Genomic DNA, 19,804 nt, shown 5'->3' on the forward strand with positions numbered 1-19,804 from the left:
TCCAAGAGAGCCGAGAGCTAGGGAGAAGATCATGGCCGGCTGGGGCGGTAACCCATCTTTCGATTTGTTTCAGTTGCCTGAGGAGCACCAGGAGCTTCGGGCGGCAATCCGTGCGCTGGCGGAGAAGGAGATCGCCCCGCACGCTGCCGATGTCGACGAAAATGCACGCTTCCCCGAGGAAGCCCTGCGGGCTCTGACTGCCTCGGGGTTCAACGCGATTCACGTGCCGGAGGAATACGGCGGCCAGGGTGCCGACTCCGTCGCGGCCTGCATTGTCATCGAAGAGGTTGCGCGCGTTGATTGTTCGGCGTCGCTGATCCCCGCGGTCAACAAGCTGGGCACGATGGGCTTGATCCTGCGCGGCTCCGACGAGCTGAAGAAGCAGGTGCTGCCGACGCTGGCCTCCGGCGAGGCGATGGCCTCCTACGCGTTGAGCGAGCGCGAGGCGGGTTCGGATGCCGCGGGCATGCGCACCCGGGCCAAGGCCGACGGGGACGACTGGATCCTCAACGGCACCAAGTGCTGGATCACCAACGGCGGCAAGTCGACCTGGTACACCGTGATGGCCGTGACCGATCCCGACAAGGGGGCCAACGGCATCTCTGCGTTCGTGGTGCACAAGGACGACGAGGGCTTCAGCGTCGGCCCCAAGGAGCGCAAGCTCGGTATCAAGGGCAGCCCGACCACCGAGCTGTACTTCGAGAACTGCCGCATCCCGGGCGACCGGATCATCGGTGAGCCCGGAACCGGTTTCAAGACCGCGCTGGCGACCCTGGATCACACCCGCCCGACCATCGGCGCGCAGGCCGTGGGTATCGCCCAGGGTGCGCTGGATGCGGCGATCGCCTACACCAAGGAGCGCAAGCAGTTCGGTACCGCCATCGCCGATTTCCAGGCCGTGCAGTTCATGCTGGCCGACATGGCGATGAAGCTTGAGGCCGCGCGCCTCATGGTCTACCACGCTGCGGCGCGTGCCGAACGTGGTGAGACCAACCTCGGCTTCATCTCGGCGGCGTCGAAGTGCTTTGCCTCCGACGTGGCCATGGAGGTCACCACCGATGCCGTTCAGCTGTTCGGCGGCGCGGGTTACACGGTGGACTTCCCGGTCGAGCGGATGATGCGCGACGCCAAGATCACCCAGATCTACGAGGGCACCAACCAGATTCAGCGCGTGGTCATGAGCCGCGCCCTGCTCAAGTAACGCTCGGCAAGGGTCAGTTCGCGCGGTGCGGGACGAACTCCTGCACTTTGGCTTTGATGCCCTCTTTGACGAATCCCCAGCTGTTCTCATCACCTTCGAGTACGGCCGCGGCGGTCGACTTGAACTGCTCCCATGTGGCGTGCGGCGGGATCGGGGGCATGTCGGGATCGGTGTGGACGTCGAGCACCGTGGGGCGGTCGGCCGCCAGAGCCGTGCGCCAGGCGTCGGCGAGGTCGGCGGGGTCTGTGACGGTCATCGCGCCCAACCCCAGGCTCGCGGCGAACGCCGCGTAGTCGACGTCGGGAAGTGTCTGGGAATCGGTGAATTTCGGGGCACCGCCCATGGCTCGCAGCTCCCAGGTGACCTGGTTGAGGTCGTTGTTGTGCAGGACGGCGACGACCAGGCGCGGGTCTGACCATTGCGGGTGGTAACGCTTGATGGTGATGAGCTCGGCCATACCGTTCATCTGCATGGCGCCGTCGCCTGCGAACGCGATCGCCGGGCGGTCCGGGTGGGCGAACTTCGCGCCGATCGCGTAGGGCACACCCGGGCCCATGGTGGCCAGGGTGCCCGACAGGGATCCCCGGACGTCGCCGCGGAACTTGAGCTGGCGGGCATACCAGTTGGCCGCCGAGCCGGAATCGGCGGTGACGACGGCATTTTCGGGTAGCTGATCGGACAGTTCGGCGAACAGGCGCAGCGGATTGACCGGGTCGGCGCTCACGTCGGCCTGCATGCGCATGGTCTCCCACCAGCGGCCCACGTTCTTCTCGATCCTTTCCCGCCAGGACCGGCCGGCTTTGCGGTGCAGGTGTGGAATGAGCGCGCGCAGTGCGGTTTTGGCGTCCGCGACGAGATTGACCTCATACGGATAACGCATACCGATCATCGTGGGGTCGATGTCGATCTGGACGCCGCGGGCCTGGCCGAACTCCGGCATGAACTGGGAGTAGGGGAAGCTGGAGCCGATGGTGAGGAGCGTGTCGCAGTCGCGCATCATCTCGTAGCTCGGCCGGGTGCCGAGCAGCCCGATCGACCCGGTCACCCATGGCAGCTCGTCGGACAGTACATCCTTGCCCAGCAACGCTTTCGCCGCGCCGGCGCCGAGCAGGTCGGCGACCTCGGCCACCTCTTGCCGTGCGTCGTGGGCGCCGGTACCCACCAGCATCGCCACCCGGTCACCCGCGTTGAGCACCTCGGCGGCCCGGGCGATCGCGGCGTCGTCGGGCGCGATCGCGGGCCAGTCCACCCCGAGGCTCGACGGCACCATCTTGAACTCGTGCGTCGGCGCCGAGTACGGCAACTCCTGAACGTCGGCGGGGATGATCAAGGCGGTCGGCGTGCGCTGGGCCAGGGCGGTACGGATTGCGCGGTCCAACACATTCGGCAGCTGTTCGGGCACGTTGACCGTCTGCACATAGGCACTGGCCACATCCTTGAACAGGCTCGCCAGGTCGACCTCCTGCTGATAGGAACCGCCCATCGCACTGCGGTTGGTCTGCCCGACGACGGCGACCACCGGCACATGGTCGAGTTTGGCGTCGTAGAGACCGTTGAGCAGGTGGATCGCGCCGGGCCCCGACGTCGCCATGCACACCCCCACGCGGCCGCTGAACTTCGCATAGCCGACGGCTTCGAACGCACACATCTCCTCATGGCGGGCCTGGACGAATGCCGGGCGGTCCTCCGCGCGGCCCCATGCGGCCAGGATGGCGTTGATGCCGTCACCCGGATAAGCGAACACGTGGCGCACATCCCACTCACGCAGGCGCTGCAACAGGTAGTCGGCGACAGTCAGCTCGGACATGGACGGTTCCCTCCTCGATTCGACTTCCGAGGCGGGTACCCGTTCTCACCGCGAGCAGTCGCGGAGGTACCCGAAAATCGCGAATACCGGGTACGGGAGTGACTGCTCGCGCGGGAACGTCGGGCAGCAAACTCAGCCGCGCGTGACTTTTTCCATGGTGCGGCGCCGGTCCATCGCGGCCGGGTCGGGATTGGTCACCTGTACCAGTGACGCGCCGGCGGCGAAGACCGCGAGCATGTTGTCGATAATCGCGTCGGGGCTGTCCCAGGCTGCGGTCGACAGCACTCGATCGGAGCCGGTGAAACCCTGTGCGGCAGCGGCGGTTTGCGCGGCCGCCAGCACGTCGGCGGCCGATCGGCCGGCCAGCGCGGGGCCGGGCTGGCGTTCGGGCACGATCTGGTCACCGTGCACGCGGACAGACGTCGCGTAGTCGGTCACCCCGACCGGCAGGTCGTCGGCGGGCCTGCCGAAGGGGTCGAGGGACAGCACCGCGACCTCGCCACCCGCCACGGCGTCGTCAGCTTCGTCGAGCCGGTCGCGCGTGCACAGGGCCATGTCGGCCGGGCCGTCCACCACCACCTCGGCACCGATCCACCAGACCCCGAACAGCACGGCCGCGGTCTGCCAGTGTGCGGGCAGCAGCACCGCGACCCGGGTGCCGGGGCCTGCGCCCAGCTCGTCGCGCAGGAGGTTGGCGGTCTTGGCCGCCCAGTTGGCCAGCGTCACCGCCGACAGTTCGATGCGCTCGCCCGTGGCGTCGTCGTAGTAGGTGATCCGCGGGCCTGCCGGATCGGCTGCGAGCAACGGATCCAGCACCGACGCGGTGACGGTCGCGGTCAATTCACGCACTGTGGGTCGTCGGAACCTGCCGTGATGATCGGCGACGGGGGCGGCGGGGCTTCCTCACCGGTTTGGGACGAGCCGGTGTCGGACGAACCGATGCCCGCCGCGGCCGGATCGACGCCGTCCACCGTGGGATCGCTGCCGTCGAGCCCAGAACCCGGGCCGGTGTAGTCGTCGGCCAGCACGACCCGCACGGACCCGGGCGGCACAGTGCCGTCCTGCGCCACCGGCAGGCCACCGAGATCCTTCGAAACCTGCTGGGCGCCAAGGTCGTCGGTCTTGGCTGCCAGCACCTGACTGCCCGACAACGGTGCGCCCTCATGGTTGCCGGTGTTGCCCGGCGTGAAGCCCTTGGTGGTCAGCACGTGCGAGACCGCGGCGGCCAGACCGTTGATGTCGGTGGCGTTGACCACCTCGACCGTGGTCTTGTCCGGCGAATAGGCCAGCTCTTCGGTCTTGCCCTCGTCCTGGCCCTCCAGCAGGCTCGTCACCCACTCGTGCACCGCGGTGGGATCCACCCGGACCACGCTCTGCATGCCGTCGTCGCTCCAGCCGTCCTCCCGCAGGATCGGGATGGTGGCGAATGCGACGTTGCCCGCAGCGAGCTTCTGCAGCTGCTCGATGAAATCCATGATGTCCCAGCCGTCGGAGATCACCACGGAGCGCTGCACCGCGTCCTGCAGCCTGCCCAGGGTCGCCGGGCTCGACAGGGTCTTGCTCGAGATCACCTCGTGAGCCAGGGACGCCATCACGGTCTGCTGGCGTGTCACGCGGTCGAGATCACCGCGCGGCAGGTCGTGGCGTTGCCGCACGAAGCTCAGCGCCTGCGGGCCGTTCAGCTTCTGCCAGCCCGCGGGGAAATCCGCACCCGAAAGAGGCTCGTAGACGGCATCTTTGAGGCACACGTTGACCCCGCCGAGGGCGTCGGTGATCAGGGCGAAGCCCAGCAGGCCGATCTCGGCGTAATGGTCGACGGTGACACCGGTGAGCCCCGCGACGGTCTGGATGAGTTCTTCGCGGGCCGCCTCGGTGGCCTTGGGTTCGGCAGTGGCGGGATCCTCGCCCTCGACTTCGACGAGCTGCTTCATCCGGTCCAGCTTCACGTCGCCGAAGACGCCGTTGATCTTCATCTTTCCCCAGCCGGGGGCCTCGACGTAGGAATCGCGGGGGATCGAGATCGCGGTGGCCGACTTCCCGTTGTTCGGGATGCGCACCAGGATGATGGTGTCGGTGTTGGTCGACACGTCGTCGCCGGCCCGCAGCGTCGCCAGCTCCTCGGCCGACAACGGGTTGCCGTGCGCGTCGGTGCGGCTGTCCATACCGACCAGCAGGATGTCGATGGCGCCGTCCTCACCGCCCTCGCCGAGTGCCGCCGAGTTGATGTGGTTGATGCCGGATTCGAAGGACCGGATCTGCGTCCAGGCCACGCCGGTTCCGAGGACCACAGCCGACGCTGCGGTCACAGCAACGGCGCGGAGTAGGCGGAGTGGCACGTGCCCAGGCTACTTGTGGGGTGGACGTGAGCCCGGTAACGCGGACCGGCGTGCCAGACTCGGCACATGTCGCAGCGCATTGTGATCACCGGGGCCGGTGGCATGTTAGGGCGGGTATTGGCAGGTCAGGCCAGGTCGGATGGTCGGGACGTGCTCGCGCTGACCTCTGCCGAATGTGACATCACCGACGTCGAGGCGGTGCGCAGACACGTCGCGGCGGGCGACGTGGTGATCAACTGTGCTGCCTATACCCAGGTCGACGCCGCCGAAACCGACGAGGCCCGCGCGTACGCAGTGAACGCCGACGGGCCCGGCAACGTCGCGACGGTGTGCGCACAGGTCGGGGCGGGGCTGGTGCACGTGTCCACCGACTATGTGTTCAGCGGCGTGTTCGATGACGGGCAGCCAAGGCCATACGAGGTCGACGACCCCACCGGAGGGGTCGAGAACGTCTACGGACGCACCAAACTGGCCGGAGAGCAGGCCGTGCTGGCCGCCAAACCCGACGCGCACGTGGTCCGGACCGCCTGGGTGTACCGCGGCGCCGACGGCAGCGACTTCGTCGCGACCATGCGCCGCCTGGCGGCCGGCGACGGGCCGGTCGACGTCGTCGCCGACCAGATCGGCTCACCGACGTACACGGGGGATCTCGCGACCGCGCTGCTGGAGGTGGCCGACGGCAAGGTCAACGCGCCGATCCTGCATGCCACCAACGCCGGGCCGGCCAGTCGCTTCGAGCTGGCCCAGGCGACGTTCGCGGCGGTCGGTGCCGACCCGGATCGCGTGCGGCCGGTCGGCAGCGACCGGCATCCCCGCCCCGCGCCGCGCCCGCCCTACACGGTGTTGTCTGCGACGAAGTCGATCGATGCGGGCCTGACCCCGCTGCGGGACTGGCGGGAAGCCCTGGTCGCAGCGGTTGCGGCGGCGCCGCTGACCGGCCCGCTACCCTCTACGCCGTGACTGAGGATGCGGCCCGCCCGCTCGCGGTGGTGACGGTGACGTACTCCCCGGGCCCACACCTGGACCGGTTTCTGGCTTCACTGTCACTTGCGACGGACCGGCCCGTGACGGTCGTGATGGCCGACAACGGATCCACCGACGGTGCGCCCGAGGAAGCCGAGAAGCGGTACCCGAACGTGACGCTGCTGCGTACCGGCGGCAACCTGGGGTACGGCAGCGCGGTCAACAGGGCCGCCGCGCAACTGTCGGACGCCGAGTGTCCGGAGTTCTTCGTGGTGGCCAATCCCGACGTCCAGTGGGGGCCGCACTCGATCGACCTGCTGCTGGAGGCGGCCCGCCGATGGCCGCACGCGGGTGCCCTCGGTCCGTTGATCCGCGATCCCGACGGATCGGTGTATCCGTCAGCCCGCCACCAGCCGAGCCTGATCCGTGGCGGCATGCACGCCGTGGTGGGGCCGTTCTGGAAATCCAATCCGTGGACCGCGGCCTACCGGCAGGACCGGCAGGAGCCCAGCGAACGCGAAGTCGGCTGGCTGTCGGGCTCGTGTCTGTTGCTGCGCCGCGAGGCGTTCGAGGCGATCAACGGGTTCGACGAGCGCTACTTCATGTACATGGAGGACGTCGACCTCGGGGATCGGCTCGCACGTCAGGGTTGGCAAAACGTCTACGTGCCCACGTCGGAAGTGTTGCACTACAAGGGGCACTCCACCGGGCGCGACCCGGGCCGCAACTTGGCCGCCCATCACCGCAGCACCTACACTTTCCTCGCCGATCGGTACCCGGCGGCCTGGCAGGCGCCGCTGCGGTGGACGATTCGGGGCGCGCTGGCGGCACGCGCGGGCCTGGTGGTCGGTAGTTCTCGGCGTAGACAGGCGAAAGGGCAGCGCTGACGTGATCAATCCTGCGGAAGTGGACGCTGTCGTCCTCGTCGGCGGACAGGGCACCCGGCTGCGCCCGCTGACCCTGTCGGCCCCCAAGCCCATGCTGCCCACTGCAGGCGTGCCGTTCCTGACCCACTTGTTGTCGCGGATCGCCGCGGCGGGCATCAAGCACGTCGTGATGGGCACGTCGTACAAGGCTGAGGTCTTCGAGGCGGAATTCGGGGACGGATCCGAGTTGGGCCTCGACATCGAGTACGTCACCGAGACAGAAGCGCTCGGCACGGGCGGCGCGATCGCCAACGTGGCGGGCAAGCTGCGCTACGACACCGCGATGGTGTTCAACGGCGACGTGCTGTCCGCGGTCGACCTCGGCGAGCTGCTCGAAGCCCACGATGCCCACAAGGCCGACGTGACGCTGCACCTGGTGCGGGTCGGCGACCCGCGGGCGTTCGGATGCGTGCCCACCGACGGCGACGGCCTGGTGACGGCATTCCTGGAGAAGACGCAGGATCCGCCGACCGATCAGATCAACGCCGGCTGCTACGTGTTCAAGCGCACCATCATCGAGCAGATCCCACGAGGCCGGGCGCTGTCGGTCGAGCGGGAGATCTTTCCCGAGGTGTTGTCGCGCGGGCTGCGTATGTGCGGCTTCGTCGATGCGTCGTACTGGCGGGACATGGGTACCCCGGAGGATTTCGTACGTGGCTCGGCCGATCTGGTGCGTGGTATCGCGCCCTCGCCCGCGCTGAACGGACACCGCGGAGAATCGTTGGTGCACGACGGCGCCGGGGTCGCCCCGGGCGCACTGCTGATCGGCGGGACCGTGGTGGGCCGGGGCGCCGAGATCGGCGCGGGCGCGCGCCTCGACGGAGCGGTGATCTTCGACGGCGTGCGCGTCGAGGCGGGCGCGGTCATCGAGCGTTCGATCATCGGCTTCGGTGCGCGGATCGGGCCGCGTGCCTTGATCCGCGACGGGGTGATCGGTGACGGCGCCGACATCGGCGCGCGGTGCGAATTGCTGCGGGGGGCCCGGGTGTGGCCCGGCGTGACGATTCCCGACGGCGGCATCCGCTACTCGACCGACGTCTGACTCTGCGCCGAGACTACGGTTCTTGGCGAGGATCGGCGGAAATCGCGCCAGAAACCGTAGTCTCGGCGAGCTGGCTGAGCCCGAAGTCGGTGCCCTCGGGCAGCGCGTCGAGCGGCCACCACCGCAGGTCCAAAGACTCGTCGCTGCAGACGATCTCGGCCCCCTCCGGGGCTCGCACCACGAACTGCATGTCGAGGTGACGGGTCGGCACGCCCAGTGAACAGGTCACCGGATGCGCGTGCACCGCAGCCAGTTCGGGGTCGATAGTCAGTCCGGTGATCCCGGATTCCTCGGTGGCCTCGCGCAGCGCGGCCGCGTGGATGTCGACGTCGTCGGCCTCGCAGTGACCGCCGAGTTGCAGCCATCGGCCGAATCGCGGATGCAGTGTCAGCAGGGTGCGCGTGCCCGTGTGGTCGAGGACCAGCGCCGAGGCCGTGATATGGCCTGGCACACACGACCGTTGGCACGCGTCGGGGCGGGCGGCCAGGAACGACAGCAGCGCGTGGCGCAGGCTGTCCTGGGCGGGATCGGTTGTCCGCCAGTCGGTGAGCACCGTGACGGCCGAGGTGTGAAGACTCATCGCACAATCAACAGGTCAGCGGTCGGCACGGGCTCACGCGGCGGCTGCGCCTCGGCCGGATAGCCGATCGCGATGGCGCCCAAGGGCTCCCAATCGGGCGGCAGGTCCAGTTCGGTGCGTACCAGCTCGCCCGCGAAGATCGTCGAGCCTATCCAGCAGCTGCCGACGTCGCGCACGGCGAGTGCGACCAACAGCGCCTGGACGGCCGCGCCGACCGCGACTGTGAACATGGTGTGCTCGGCCTCGGTGCGTGCGGCATCCGGATAGCTGTGTGCGCCATCGGGTACCAGGAACGGGATCACCAGTTCCGGTGCGTCGTACAGGATCTGCCCGCGGCCGACACGACGTTCGACGGATTGGGGATCGCGGCCGTCGCCGCTGAGGTCGGCCCGCCACCGGTCCTTCATGCGGTCCAATAGTCGGGTGCGGGTCGACGGGTCGCGGACCCAGACGAACCGCACCGGACGGGTGTGGTGCGGGGCCGGCGCGGTCAGCGCCTCGCCGACCGCGGCCTCGATGAGCTCGGCAGGCACCGGTTCGGTGCTGAAGCTGCGCACGGACCGGCGCAGCAGCTGAGCCTGCGTGCGGCCCAACTGGATCGCCTCGGCGGTACCCAGCCAGAACAGGTCGTCCTCGCCGGAGCGCAGCAGCGTCTTCGCGGTCGATCCGTCGTCGGTGACGGCCATGCCGCGGACCACGGCCACCGGGATCGCGGTGAGCTTGCCCTTTACCAGATCGGCTGCGGCGGCGATCTCGTCGGCCACCGCGACCTCGGTCACGACCAACTCGTTGCCGTGCCGGTCGCGGGCCCCCGCATAGCCGTGCAGCACGGTCAGCCCGGCGGCGCCGATCGCGAAGTCGGTCTGGCCGTTACGCCATGCCCGACCCATGGTGTCGGTGATCACCACGCCCACAGTGACGCCGAGTTGCTCACGCAACCCGTCGCGCAGCGCGGCGGCGCTGCCGTCGGGATCGACCGGCAGCAGCGCGAGTTCGGTGGATCCGACATTGGAACCGTCGACGCCCGCGGCCGCCTGCACCAGTCCGATCGCGTTCTCGGTGATCAACGTGCGGCCCTTGCGGGCCAGCACCCGTACAGCCTCCCCGTCGATCAGCTTGCGGCGCAGGGCATCCCGCTCCTCAGGATCGGCGGGTGCGTCGACGATGCGGCCCTCGCACTTGGACAGCACCTTGCTCGTGACGACGAGCACGTCGCCATCGCGCAGCCACGGCGCGGCCGTGACGAGCGCGCCCACCAGATCGTCTCCCGGCCGGAACTCAGGCAGGCCGGGAACCGGCAGGATCTCGACGGCGCCGGCCGAACCATGCTCGTTCACAGCGCCACTCCCGCGAGTTCGAGGCCGGCGCGCACCATCTCGGCCGTGGCCGCGGGGTCGGTCATCAGCAGCGGAACGGCGCGCACCTGCACGCCGTCGATCTCGGCGTGATCGCCTTCGTGTACCAGCCAGCCGTCGAGCAGCCCGGTGCCCGAGCGGGCGCCGAAGTGCTTGCCGACGGCCTCCGACGTGGAGTCGACCCCGATGATGGACAGGCATTCATCGGCCATGCCGCGCAACGGTTTTCCGGCGATGATGGGGGAGTATCCGATGACCGGCGCGCTGGTCGAGCGCAGCGCGCCCCGGATACCGGGAATCTGCAGGATGGGTCCGATGCTCACGACCGGATTTGACGGCGCCAGCAACACCACGTCGGCCTCGGCGATGGCGTCGGTCACGCCCGGCCCGGCGGTTGCCTGCTCGGCCCCGACGAACGCAAAACTGTGCGACGGCACCTGCGCGCGGTAGCGCACCCACCACTCCTGGAAGTGGATCGCGCGGCGCTCGCCGTCGTTCGGGTCGGTGATCACGACGTGGGTCTCGCTGCGGTCGTCGCTGGCAGGCAGCAGCCGCGCGCCGGGGTTCCACCGCTTGCACAGCGCCTCGGTCACCTGGGACAGCGGGTAGCCCGCGCGCAGCATCTGGCTGCGGACCAGGTGGGTGGCCAGGTCGCGGTCTCCGAGGCCGAACCAGTCCGGCTGCACCCCGTAGGCCGCGAGTTCCTCCTTCGCGTGCCACGTTTCATTGCGGTGCCCCCAGCCGCGTTCCGGATCGATGCCGCCGCCGAGGGTGTACATACAGGTGTCGAGGTCGGGGCAGATCCGTACGCCGTGCATCCACGCGTCGTCGCCGACATTGACGATCGCGGTGAGTTCATGCTTGCTGCTGCCGTCCCCGAAGCTGCCGAGTCGCAACAGGTTCTGGACGCCCAGCAAAAACCGTGCGCCGCCAACTCCGCCGACCAGAACGGTGATCTTCACAACGTCCGACACTAGGCGTTCGGGTGCCGTGCACGGAAACGACGTCGTCACGACCAGGACACGCCGAGGTCGCGACGCGCCGAATTGATATCACGAGATGGTATGAATTCCGGCCATTCCGCTTGACCCTGGCAGCTAACACGTGTGTAATCACAGCAGTGTCATTTCCTGGTTGGTGGCCGATCCTGGTGTCGCGGACCGAGATTCGATCATCTGTTCGAATGGAATGGCCGCATATCACAATAGTGGGGCTCCACTGAGGATCTATGAGACCGAGTGAGGAGGCGGGGGATATGTCTTATGAGAGCGGCGATTTCGATCGTGTGGTCCGGTTTGACAGCCGGCTACTCGGCTCGGTAGACAACGCACCGCACATCAACACCGGGCCGACACCGATGGGGGCAGCCGGACGTCCTCAACTGAGTTTGGTTCCCGATCAGATTGATGTTGCTCCGGCAACCGAAGACGACCAATGGCAGGAACGCGCCCTGTGTGCGCAGACCGATCCGGAGGCCTTCTTCCCGGAGAAGGGCGGGTCTACCCGCGAGGCCAAACGCATCTGCCAGGGCTGCGAAGTCAAAGACGCTTGCCTGGAATACGCGTTGGCGCACGATGAACGCTTCGGAATTTGGGGAGGTTTGTCGGAACGCGAACGCCGGCGCCTCAAGCGCGGCATCATCTAGCTAGACGGGCGTCACTCGTCGTCGATCGTCGGGTCGATGACGGGTGGTTCCACCCCCAGGTAGGTGGCCACCTGAGCCACCAGAATTTCGTGCAACAGCTCGGCAAGCTCGTCGGCCCCTTTGGCACGACGCTCGATAGGCTTGCGAAACAACACAATTCGTGCCCGCGTCGCATTTCCTCTGACATCGACCCCTGCGGGTATCAACCGGGCCAACGCGATCGGGCCATCAGCGATCACCTCGGCGGGCCACTGCACACTGTCCGGATCCTTGGGTGACATCCGAGGGATCTCGTCGACAGCCACGTCGAGCGTGGACACCCGGGATGACCACCGCCGCTCGATCGGCTCGTAGGCCTCCAGCACCGCCATGTCGAAACGCTCCGCGCGACTGCGCCAGCCCGGCACGGTCCGGGGCAGCAGCGGTCCGCGGATGTCGCGACCACGCCGGGATCGCCAAGGGTTGCGCTGCGGCACGTCGATGATCGTAACGGTTCGGGATCGGCGGGCCCGTGGCTGCGCGTGTCCACCACCGCCCGACGTTTCCGCACGATAATCTCTCGTGCGTGAATGTTCCCCGTCGCTGCTGCCGGCCCGGGTGCCCGCATTACGCCGTGGCGACGCTGACCTTCGTCTACTCCGACTCGACGGCCGTCGTCGGGCCCCTGGCCACCGTCTCCGAGCCCCACTCGTGGGATCTGTGCGTCGGGCACGCCAGCCGCATCACCGCGCCCCGCGGCTGGGAGCTGGTGCGGCACGCCGGACCCTTGCCGTCGCATCCCGACGAGGACGACCTGGTGGCACTTGCCGACGCCGTGCGCGAGGGGCATCCCACGGCGGCGCCGCGTGGCGGTGTCGTGGCCGGCTTCTCCGATCCCGTGACCGGCGCGAGCGGTGGTGCTGTGATGGCGCCCGCGGCCCGGCAGACGGAAACCAGTGGACGGCGTCGCGGTCACCTGCGGGTGCTGCCCGACCCCAGCGACTAGAACGTTGATTAGACAACGGTTAGGCAGCACAGCCCGGCCAGACTAGTGACCGTGAAGAACGCGTGCGACGGTTAGGCTGGCGCCAACGATCCCGTTCACAAGGAGTTCTATGTCTCGGCCAGCGGCGGCTGTTCACGGTGTCATCAAGGCGTATGACGTCCGCGGTCTGGTCGGCACCGAAATCGACGAGCAGTTCGTCGCCGAGGTCGGCAGCGCGTTCGCCCGGCTGGTCCGCGCGGAAGGTGCCACGCAGGTCGTCGTCGGGTACGACATGCGGGCGAGTTCGCCGTCGTTGGCGTCGGCGTTCGCCGACGGGGTCACGGCTCAGGGGCTCGACGTCGTCCGCATCGGGTTGGCGTCCACCGACGAGCTCTACTTCGCCTCCGGTCTGTTGGACTGCCCGGGCGCGATGTTCACCGCAAGCCACAACCCCGCCGCCTACAACGGCATCAAGCTCTGCCGGGCCGGCGCCAAACCGGTCGGCAAGGACACGGGTCTGTCCGTCATCTCCGATGAGGTGATCGCGGGCGTTCCCGGGTACGAAGGCGCCGCAGGCACCGTGACCGATCGGGATGTGCTGGCCGACTACGGGGCGTTCCTGCGGTCCCTGGTGGACCTGAGCAGCCTGCGCGACCTGCGGATCGCGGTCGACGCCGGAAACGGCATGGCCGGCCACACCACCCCCGCGGTGCTCGGGCCGCTCCCGGGCGCCACGGTCGAGCCGCTGTACTTCGAGTTGGACGGCACGTTCCCCAATCACGAGGCCAATCCGCTCAACCCGGCCAACCTCGTGGACCTGCAGGCGCACGTACTGGCAACCGGCGCCGACATCGGGCTCGCCTTCGACGGCGACGCCGACCGCTGCTTCGTCGTCGACGAACTGGGCCGTCCGGTGTCCCCGTCCGCGGTCACCGCGCTGGTCGCCGCACGCGAGCTCAAGCGCGAGATCGGTGCGACCGTCATCCACAACCTGATCACGTCGCGGGCCGTGCCGGAGTTGGTGATCGAACGCGGCGGCACCCCGGTGCGCTCGCGGGTCGGGCACTCCTACATCAAGGCCCTGATGGCCGAAACCGGTGCCATCTTCGGTGGCGAGCACTCGGCGCACTACTACTTCCGGGATTTCTGGGGCGCCGACTCGGGCATGCTGGCCGCGCTGCACGTGCTCGCCGCGCTCGGCGAGCAGGACCGGCCGCTGTCCGAGCTGATGGCCGACTACCAACGCTACGAGTCCTCCGGCGAGATCAACTTCACGGTCACCGATGCCCCCGCATGCGTCGACGCGGTACTGCGCGCGTACGGCAGCGAGATTCACTCCATCGACCACCTCGACGGTGTCACCGTCGACCTCGGCGACGGCCGATGGTTCAACCTGCGCACGTCGAACACCGAACCGTTGTTGCGGCTCAACGTCGAAGCGCGCACCACCGAGGACGTCGAGGCGATAGTCGAGAAGGTCGCCGGGCACATCAACCCGCTCAGCGAGGCCGTGCCATGAACGCCGTAGAGGCCGCGATCGACCTGGACGACAGCGACGGGTTGCTCGCCGCAGACCGTAACGGTCTGTTGCGGGCCGCGGCGATGGCCGGAGCGCAGGTGCGTGCCACGGCCGCGGCGCTCGCGGAGGGCCTGCTGGACTCCTTGCGGTCCGACCATCCACCGCGCACGGTCATCTGGGTGGCAGGCCGTGGCGCCGCACACCAGGCCGGTGCCATGTTGGCCGCGTCCCTCGGCGGCTCGGTCGCAGCGCCGATCGTCGTCGCCGCCGAAACCCCGCCGTGGATCGGCGCGCTCGACGTCCTCGTGATCGCCGGTGACGATCCCGGCGACCCGGCATTGGTGAACGCCGCCGCCACCGGGGTGCGCCGGGGCGCCCGCACGCTCGTGGTGGCCCCACACGAAGGCCCGCTGCGCGACATCGCGGCGGGCCGGGCCGTGGTGCTTCCGCCCAGGCTCTGGGTGCCAGACGATTTCGGTTTCGTTCGTTACCTCGCAGCGGGATTGGCCCTGCTGCACGTGGTGGATCCGAGCCTGCGAGTCGACCTTGCCGCGCTGGCCGACGAACTCGATGCCGAGGCGCTGCGCAACAGTGCGGCGCGCGAGCTTTTCACCAATCCCGCAAAGACTCTCGTCGAGCGGATGTCCGGCACCGACATCGTGCTGGCCGGCGACACCGCGGCCACGCTCGAGTTGGCCAGGCACGGTGCCGCCGCGATGTTGCGCCTGGCCGGCACGGTCGTGGCCGCCGCGGGGCTGGGCGATGTGCTGGCCGCGGTGGGCAGCGGAGCGACCGGAGGCGCAGAGCACTCGCTGTTCCACGACGAGCAGATCGACGGCCCGCTGCCACGCCGCATGCGAACTTTCGTGTTGAGCACCGATACCGAGCGGCCCGTGGTGGCCGCGCGGATCGCGGGCTTCGACGACATCACGGTGCTCGGTGCCGAGGATGTGCCGGACGTGACCGGTGCGGAGCTGCCGATCGGGCGCCCGGAACAACAACTGGCGATATTGGCCGTCCGACTGGAGATGGCGGCCGTCTACCTGAAACTGGTTCGAGGTTAAGCGAGTGCATCTGCTACGGGGAGCGGTGCGGACCTATGCCTGGGGTTCGCGGACCGCCATAGCCGAATTCACTGGAAGGCCAAGCCCTACAGTGCATCCGGAGGCCGAGCTGTGGTTCGGCGCGCATCCGGGGGATCCGGCCTGGCTGCAGACCGACGACGGCGAGGAGTCCTTGCTGCAGGTCGTCGCCGACGATCCGGAGGGCCAGCTCGGCGCGACCGCGGTGGGCCGCTTCGGCGAGGCGCTGCCGTTCCTGGTCAAGGTGCTTGCCGCCGACGAACCACTGTCGCTGCAGGCCCATCCGAGCCAGCAGCAGGCTCAGGAGGGCTTCGACCGGGAGGACCGGCTGGAGATTCCGGTCTCGGCGCCGACACGCAACTACCGCGACCGCAGCCACAAACCCGAGTTGTTGGTCGCGTTGGGACAATTCGATGCCCTCGCCGGTTTCCGTCCCGTCGCGCGCACGGTCGAGCTGATGCGGGCCCTGGCGGTCTCTGATCTCGACCCCTACATCAACCTGCTGTCAGACCAGTCCGATGCCGACGGCCTGCGGGCGCTGTTCACGACGTGGATCACCGCGCCCCAGCCTGATCTCGACGTCTTGGTGCCTGCGGTGCTCGACGGAGCGATCAACTACATACGGTCGGGCGAGAAGACTTTCGCGGCCGAAGCCAAGACCGTGCTCGAGCTCGGTGAGCGGTATCCGGGTGATGCGGGTGTGCTGGCCGCTCTGCTGCTCAACCGCATCAGCCTGCAGACCGGGGACGGCATCTACCTGCCTGCCGGCAACCTGCATGCGTATCTGCACGGCGTCGGCGTCGAGGTGATGGCCAACTCCGACAACGTGTTGCGTGGCGGCCTGACGCCCAAGCACGTGGATGTGCCGGAGCTGCTGCGGGTGCTGGATTTCACGCCGACGCCCGAGGATGGTTTGCGTCCCGAAATTGTCCGGGAGGGAACCGAACTCATCTATCGGACGCCTGCACCTGAGTTCTCGGTCTCGGTGTTGTGCGTCGACGGCGACCAACTCGGGCACGAGATCGACGCTCCGTCACGCCACGACGGGCCTCAGGTGCTGCTGTGCACCGAAGGTGCCGCCGTGGTCCAGGCCAAAGGTGGAGCGGTCACCCTGGAGCGGGGTGCGGCGGCGTGGGTGGCCGCCGACGACGGCCAGATCCGGTTGACCGCCGAGCAGCCGACCAAGCTGTTCCGCGTGACGGTCGGGATCTAGCGGCTGCCGGCCGGGTCGGCTTCGAGCCGCTCGTGCTCACTGGCCGCGCCGACGGCAGTGCGCCGGTCCCGGCGTTCGGACAGCCACTGGCGAGCGTTGTTGCGGATGGCACGTCCGATCAGGCGGGGCGACGGCGCGAGGTAGAGACTGTCGAGCAGGCTCGTGCGCCGCAGGAACCATTCGGCCAGCACCGGGTCGGTTTCGGCCGCACCGACGAACTGGTCGAACAAGCCGTAGAGCGGGCCATACCACCACGGGCGATCGCCCTGCGCGCCGTGCTCGACGTGATCGGCGACGGCGTTCATGAGCCACACCGGAAAAGTGGTCCGTGCTGTCGCACGGGCCAGTCGCGCAGCAATATCGGTCATGCCGCTGTCGAGGACCGAGCGTAGGTTGCCGGCTTGGAGCGCGGTCATGGTGACGCCCTGACCGAACGTCGGGTTGAGACTCGCGACGGCGTCGCCGAACGGGATGATCCCGCCGGGCATCCTGGAGAGCTTGTCGTAGCGGCGCCACTTGCTGGTCGGGTAGCGGTGGAACGTCATCCCGCCGACCGGTTCGCCGGCCTGCAGGGCTGCGCTGAGATGCGGCGGCAGCAGCGTCTCGGCGAGCCGGCAGATCCCCGCGAAGTCGCGCGGCGGTTCGGTCTTGGCCACGCCGAAGGTTGTCACGGTCCAGATGCCGTCTTCGTGGAACAGCATGCCCATGCCGAGCTGCGAATCGTGCTCGGCGCTGACCAGCACCATCTTCTCGGCGATCCGGCCCGCGGGAATCCGCACGCGGTGCGACGCATACGTGACTCCGACGTGGACCGTGTCCTCGCGCGGGCGTTCGAATCCCCACTGCTGCAACCACACGGGAAGGCGGCTGCCCCGGCCGGACGCGTCGACGACGAGACCCGCCGCCACCTGACTGCCGTCGTCGAGGACGACCCCCGTGACGCGGTTGGCCGCCGGATCGTATTGCGGGTGCGTGACCGACTGCCGCACCACCTCGACCGCCGGGATGGCGACGACGCGTTTGCGGAGCTGCCACTCGAGTTGCCCGCGGCTCGGCACGTACGCGGTAAACCTGTCGTGCAGAGTTTGCCCGGTGCCGAGCACATGGCCGGCCGCAGCGAAATGAATTGATTCGGGCTGGTTGCGCACGACCGGAACGCCTGCGGCGGCCATGTCGTCGAGCAACCCGGGAAAAACCGCTTCGAGTTCCTGCGCGCCGCGCGCCATCAGCAGGTGAACGTGCTGACCTTGGGGTATGGCACTGCGATTGGCCGGTCCATCTGGTAGTTCATCGCGTTCGTACAGAGTGACGCGGTCAAAGTGGTCGGATAGCACACGAGCCGCGCACAGGCCTGCGATGCTGCCTCCGATGACAACGGCGTGGTTCGAAGGGAGATCGAGCGTCTTCATCATTACCAGCGACAGTAATGCATACATTGCCCTGCACCGGGCATAAATGAGAGGCAGCGTAAATTATGACGGCCAGATGGCGTACGAAGTCCGTGGAGCAGTCGATCGCCGACACCGACGAGCCGTCGACGCGACTACGCAAAGATCTCACGTGGTGGGATCTGACGGTCTTCGGAGTGTCGGTGGTCATCGGTGCCGGCATCTTCACCATCACTGCGTCGACGGCGGGTAACCTCACCGGCCCTGCCATATCGATCTCGTTCCTCATCGCGGCGGTGGCCTGCGGGCTGGCCGCGCTGTGTTACGCCGAGTTCGCGTCCACCGTGCCGGTCGCGGGCAGTGCGTACACCTTTTCGTATGCGACGTTCGGGGAGTTCGTCGCATGGATCATCGGCTGGGATCTCATCCTGGAGTTCGCGGTCGCCGCCGCCGTCGTGGCGAAAGGCTGGTCGAGTTATCTGGGCACCGTCTTCGGATTCGGGGGCGGCACAGCCGATTTCGGTGGGTTCGAGGTCGACTGGGGGGCGTTGCTGATCATCGGCTTCGTCACCGTGTTGCTGGCCCGCGGCACCAAGCTGTCCGCCCATTTCAGCCTCGCCATCACGATCATCAAGGTGTCGGTGGTGCTGCTGGTGGTGGCCGTCGGGGCGTTCTACATCAAGGCCGAGAACTACACGCCGTTCATCCCGCCAGGTGAGGCCGCGAAGGAAGGTGCCAGCGGCACCGAACAGTCGCTGTTCTCGCTGCTGACCGGGGGAGAGGGCAGCCACTACGGCTGGTACGGCGTGCTGGCCGGCGCCTCGATCGTGTTCTTCGCGTTCATCGGGTTCGACATCGTCGCCACCACCGCGGAGGAAACCAAGAACCCGCAGCGCGACATCCCGCGCGGCATCCTCGGCTCGCTCGCGATCGTGACGGTGCTCTATGTGGCGGTCGCGGTGGTGCTCTCGGGGATGGTGTCCTATCAGCAGTTGAAGACGACGCCCGACGGCCACGCCGCCAACCTGGCGACCGCGTTCAGGGACAACGGGATCAACTGGGCCGCGCAGGTGATCTCGATCGGCGCGTTGGCCGGCCTGACGACCGTGGTGATCGTGCTGATGCTCGGCCAGACTCGGGTGCTGTTCGCGATGTCGCGCGACGGGCTCATGCCGCGGCAGTTGGCCAAGACCGGTCCGCATGGCACACCCGTGCGGATCACCGTCATCGTCGGCGTCCTGGTGGCGATCGCGGCATCGGTGTTCCCGATCGGCAAGCTCGAGGAGATGGTCAACATCGGGACACTGTTCGCGTTCGTCCTGGTGTCGGCGGGCGTGATCGCGCTTCGCCGGACCCGTCCGGACTTGCGCCGTGGATTCCGCACCCCGTGGGTTCCGCTGCTGCCCATCGCGGCGATCCTGGCGTGCGTGTGGCTCATGCTCAACCTCACCGGCCTCACCTGGATCCGGTTCCTCATCTGGATGGCGATCGGCATCGTGGTCTATTTCGCCTACGGGCGCAGGCACTCCGTGCTGGCCAACCGGGATCTGGCCACCGCGGTGGAGTAACCGCCCCAGCCCTACCGAGATTCACATCAGGGACAAATCTCAGCCCGATGCCGTCCCTGGTGTGGATCTCGGTGTCCGCGCATATCCCACGTGCTTTACAAAAGCATGGTCCGTGTCTAGACAGGCGACAAAGCCCGCTCTATAGTCAAACCAACGCAGTGATCGCACTCACACAAGGAGGTTTGACGTGACGGCTGAGGTAACCGATGGCATCG

General features: G+C 68.0%; 18 protein-coding genes. 10 read left to right on the forward strand and 8 right to left on the reverse strand.

Features of this window, described 5'->3' with window-relative positions:
- Positions 1-31: 31 nt before the first annotated feature.
- A complete protein-coding gene (locus tag G6N67_RS23440; RefSeq protein ID WP_036428480.1) occupies positions 32-1,201 on the forward strand; it encodes an acyl-CoA dehydrogenase in 1,170 nt (389 codons plus the stop codon).
- A 13-nt stretch (positions 1,202-1,214) separates the two neighbouring features.
- Here G6N67_RS23440 and G6N67_RS23445 read toward each other — a convergent pair whose 3' ends face one another.
- From G6N67_RS23445 to G6N67_RS23455, 3 genes are all read right to left on the reverse strand, one after another.
- Positions 1,215-3,008 carry a thiamine pyrophosphate-requiring protein gene (locus G6N67_RS23445; protein ID WP_036428478.1) on the reverse strand — a complete coding sequence of 598 codons (1,794 nt, stop codon included), beginning with the start codon at positions 3,006-3,008 and terminating at the stop codon, positions 1,215-1,217.
- Positions 3,009-3,140: 132 nt separating this feature from the next.
- Positions 3,141-3,857 carry a TIGR03089 family protein gene (locus tag G6N67_RS23450; protein ID WP_036434224.1) on the reverse strand — a complete coding sequence of 239 codons (717 nt, stop codon included), beginning with the start codon at positions 3,855-3,857 and terminating at the stop codon, positions 3,141-3,143.
- Entirely contained in the window at positions 3,845-5,344 is a 1,500-nt protein-coding gene (locus G6N67_RS23455; RefSeq protein WP_036428476.1) for an LCP family protein, read from the reverse strand. The genes G6N67_RS23450 and G6N67_RS23455 overlap by 13 nt, the downstream gene beginning before the upstream one ends.
- Positions 5,345-5,410: 66 nt before the next feature.
- Here G6N67_RS23455 and rfbD point away from each other — a divergent pair, with 66 nt between their 5' ends.
- From rfbD to manB, 3 genes are read left to right on the forward strand one after another with little or no spacing between them, the layout of a single operon-like run.
- Positions 5,411-6,304, forward strand: a complete 894-nt coding sequence (rfbD, locus tag G6N67_RS23460; RefSeq protein WP_036428473.1) for a dTDP-4-dehydrorhamnose reductase — start codon at positions 5,411-5,413, stop codon at positions 6,302-6,304.
- Positions 6,301-7,194, forward strand: a complete 894-nt coding sequence (locus tag G6N67_RS23465; protein WP_036428471.1) for a glycosyltransferase family 2 protein — start codon at positions 6,301-6,303, stop codon at positions 7,192-7,194. The genes rfbD and G6N67_RS23465 overlap by 4 nt, the downstream gene beginning before the upstream one ends.
- A 1-nt stretch (position 7,195) precedes the next feature.
- Positions 7,196-8,275 carry a mannose-1-phosphate guanylyltransferase ManB gene (manB, locus tag G6N67_RS23470; RefSeq protein ID WP_036428469.1) on the forward strand — a complete coding sequence of 360 codons (1,080 nt, stop codon included), beginning with the start codon at positions 7,196-7,198 and terminating at the stop codon, positions 8,273-8,275.
- A 13-nt stretch (positions 8,276-8,288) separates the two neighbouring features.
- Here the strand turns inward: manB and G6N67_RS23475 are convergent, their stop codons facing one another.
- From G6N67_RS23475 to cofD, 3 genes are read right to left on the reverse strand one after another with little or no spacing between them, the layout of a single operon-like run.
- The gene (locus G6N67_RS23475) at positions 8,289-8,855 is read right to left on the reverse strand and encodes an NUDIX hydrolase (protein WP_036428468.1); all 567 of its coding nucleotides are present in this window, start codon (positions 8,853-8,855) and stop codon (positions 8,289-8,291) included.
- The gene (locus tag G6N67_RS23480; RefSeq protein WP_036428466.1) at positions 8,852-10,192 is read right to left on the reverse strand and encodes a coenzyme F420-0:L-glutamate ligase; all 1,341 of its coding nucleotides are present in this window, start codon (positions 10,190-10,192) and stop codon (positions 8,852-8,854) included. The genes G6N67_RS23475 and G6N67_RS23480 overlap by 4 nt, the downstream gene beginning before the upstream one ends.
- Positions 10,189-11,172, reverse strand: coding sequence for a 2-phospho-L-lactate transferase (cofD, locus tag G6N67_RS23485; protein ID WP_036434223.1), 984 nt, complete (start codon positions 11,170-11,172; stop codon positions 10,189-10,191). Before cofD ends, G6N67_RS23480 begins: the two co-directional genes overlap by 4 nt.
- Before the next feature lie 293 nt (positions 11,173-11,465).
- Here cofD and G6N67_RS23490 point away from each other — a divergent pair, with 293 nt between their 5' ends.
- Entirely contained in the window at positions 11,466-11,855 is a 390-nt protein-coding gene (locus tag G6N67_RS23490; protein WP_036428464.1) for a WhiB family transcriptional regulator, read from the forward strand.
- 11 nt (positions 11,856-11,866) lie between these two features.
- Here G6N67_RS23490 and G6N67_RS23495 read toward each other — a convergent pair whose 3' ends face one another.
- Positions 11,867-12,289: a metallopeptidase family protein gene (locus G6N67_RS23495; RefSeq protein WP_036434222.1), complete on the reverse strand. Its 423-nt coding sequence runs from the start codon at positions 12,287-12,289 to the stop codon at positions 11,867-11,869.
- A gap of 131 nt (positions 12,290-12,420) precedes the next feature.
- Between G6N67_RS23495 and G6N67_RS23500 the strand changes: the two genes are divergently transcribed.
- From G6N67_RS23500 to manA, 4 genes are all read left to right on the forward strand, one after another.
- Positions 12,421-12,840, forward strand: a complete 420-nt coding sequence (locus G6N67_RS23500) for a DUF3499 domain-containing protein (RefSeq protein WP_036428461.1) — start codon at positions 12,421-12,423, stop codon at positions 12,838-12,840.
- 109 nt (positions 12,841-12,949) lie between these two features.
- Positions 12,950-14,338 carry a phosphomannomutase/phosphoglucomutase gene (locus G6N67_RS23505; RefSeq protein ID WP_036428458.1) on the forward strand — a complete coding sequence of 463 codons (1,389 nt, stop codon included), beginning with the start codon at positions 12,950-12,952 and terminating at the stop codon, positions 14,336-14,338.
- The gene (locus G6N67_RS23510) at positions 14,335-15,402 is read left to right on the forward strand and encodes a hypothetical protein (protein ID WP_036428456.1); all 1,068 of its coding nucleotides are present in this window, start codon (positions 14,335-14,337) and stop codon (positions 15,400-15,402) included. Before G6N67_RS23505 ends, G6N67_RS23510 begins: the two co-directional genes overlap by 4 nt.
- Before the next feature lie 4 nt (positions 15,403-15,406).
- A complete protein-coding gene (gene manA / locus G6N67_RS23515; RefSeq protein ID WP_036428453.1) occupies positions 15,407-16,633 on the forward strand; it encodes a mannose-6-phosphate isomerase, class I in 1,227 nt (408 codons plus the stop codon).
- Here manA and G6N67_RS23520 read toward each other — a convergent pair.
- Positions 16,630-18,045, reverse strand: coding sequence for an FAD-dependent oxidoreductase (locus G6N67_RS23520; RefSeq protein WP_036428451.1), 1,416 nt, complete (start codon positions 18,043-18,045; stop codon positions 16,630-16,632). The genes manA and G6N67_RS23520 overlap by 4 nt on opposite strands.
- A gap of 62 nt (positions 18,046-18,107) precedes the next feature.
- Here G6N67_RS23520 and G6N67_RS23525 point away from each other — a divergent pair, with 62 nt between their 5' ends.
- Positions 18,108-19,589 carry an amino acid permease gene (locus G6N67_RS23525; RefSeq protein WP_036428449.1) on the forward strand — a complete coding sequence of 494 codons (1,482 nt, stop codon included), beginning with the start codon at positions 18,108-18,110 and terminating at the stop codon, positions 19,587-19,589.
- The last annotated feature ends 215 nt before the right edge of the window (positions 19,590-19,804 follow it).

Origin of the sequence: Mycolicibacterium mageritense (genome assembly GCF_010727475.1) — a bacterium.
GTDB lineage: Bacteria > Actinomycetota > Actinomycetes > Mycobacteriales > Mycobacteriaceae > Mycobacterium > Mycobacterium mageritense.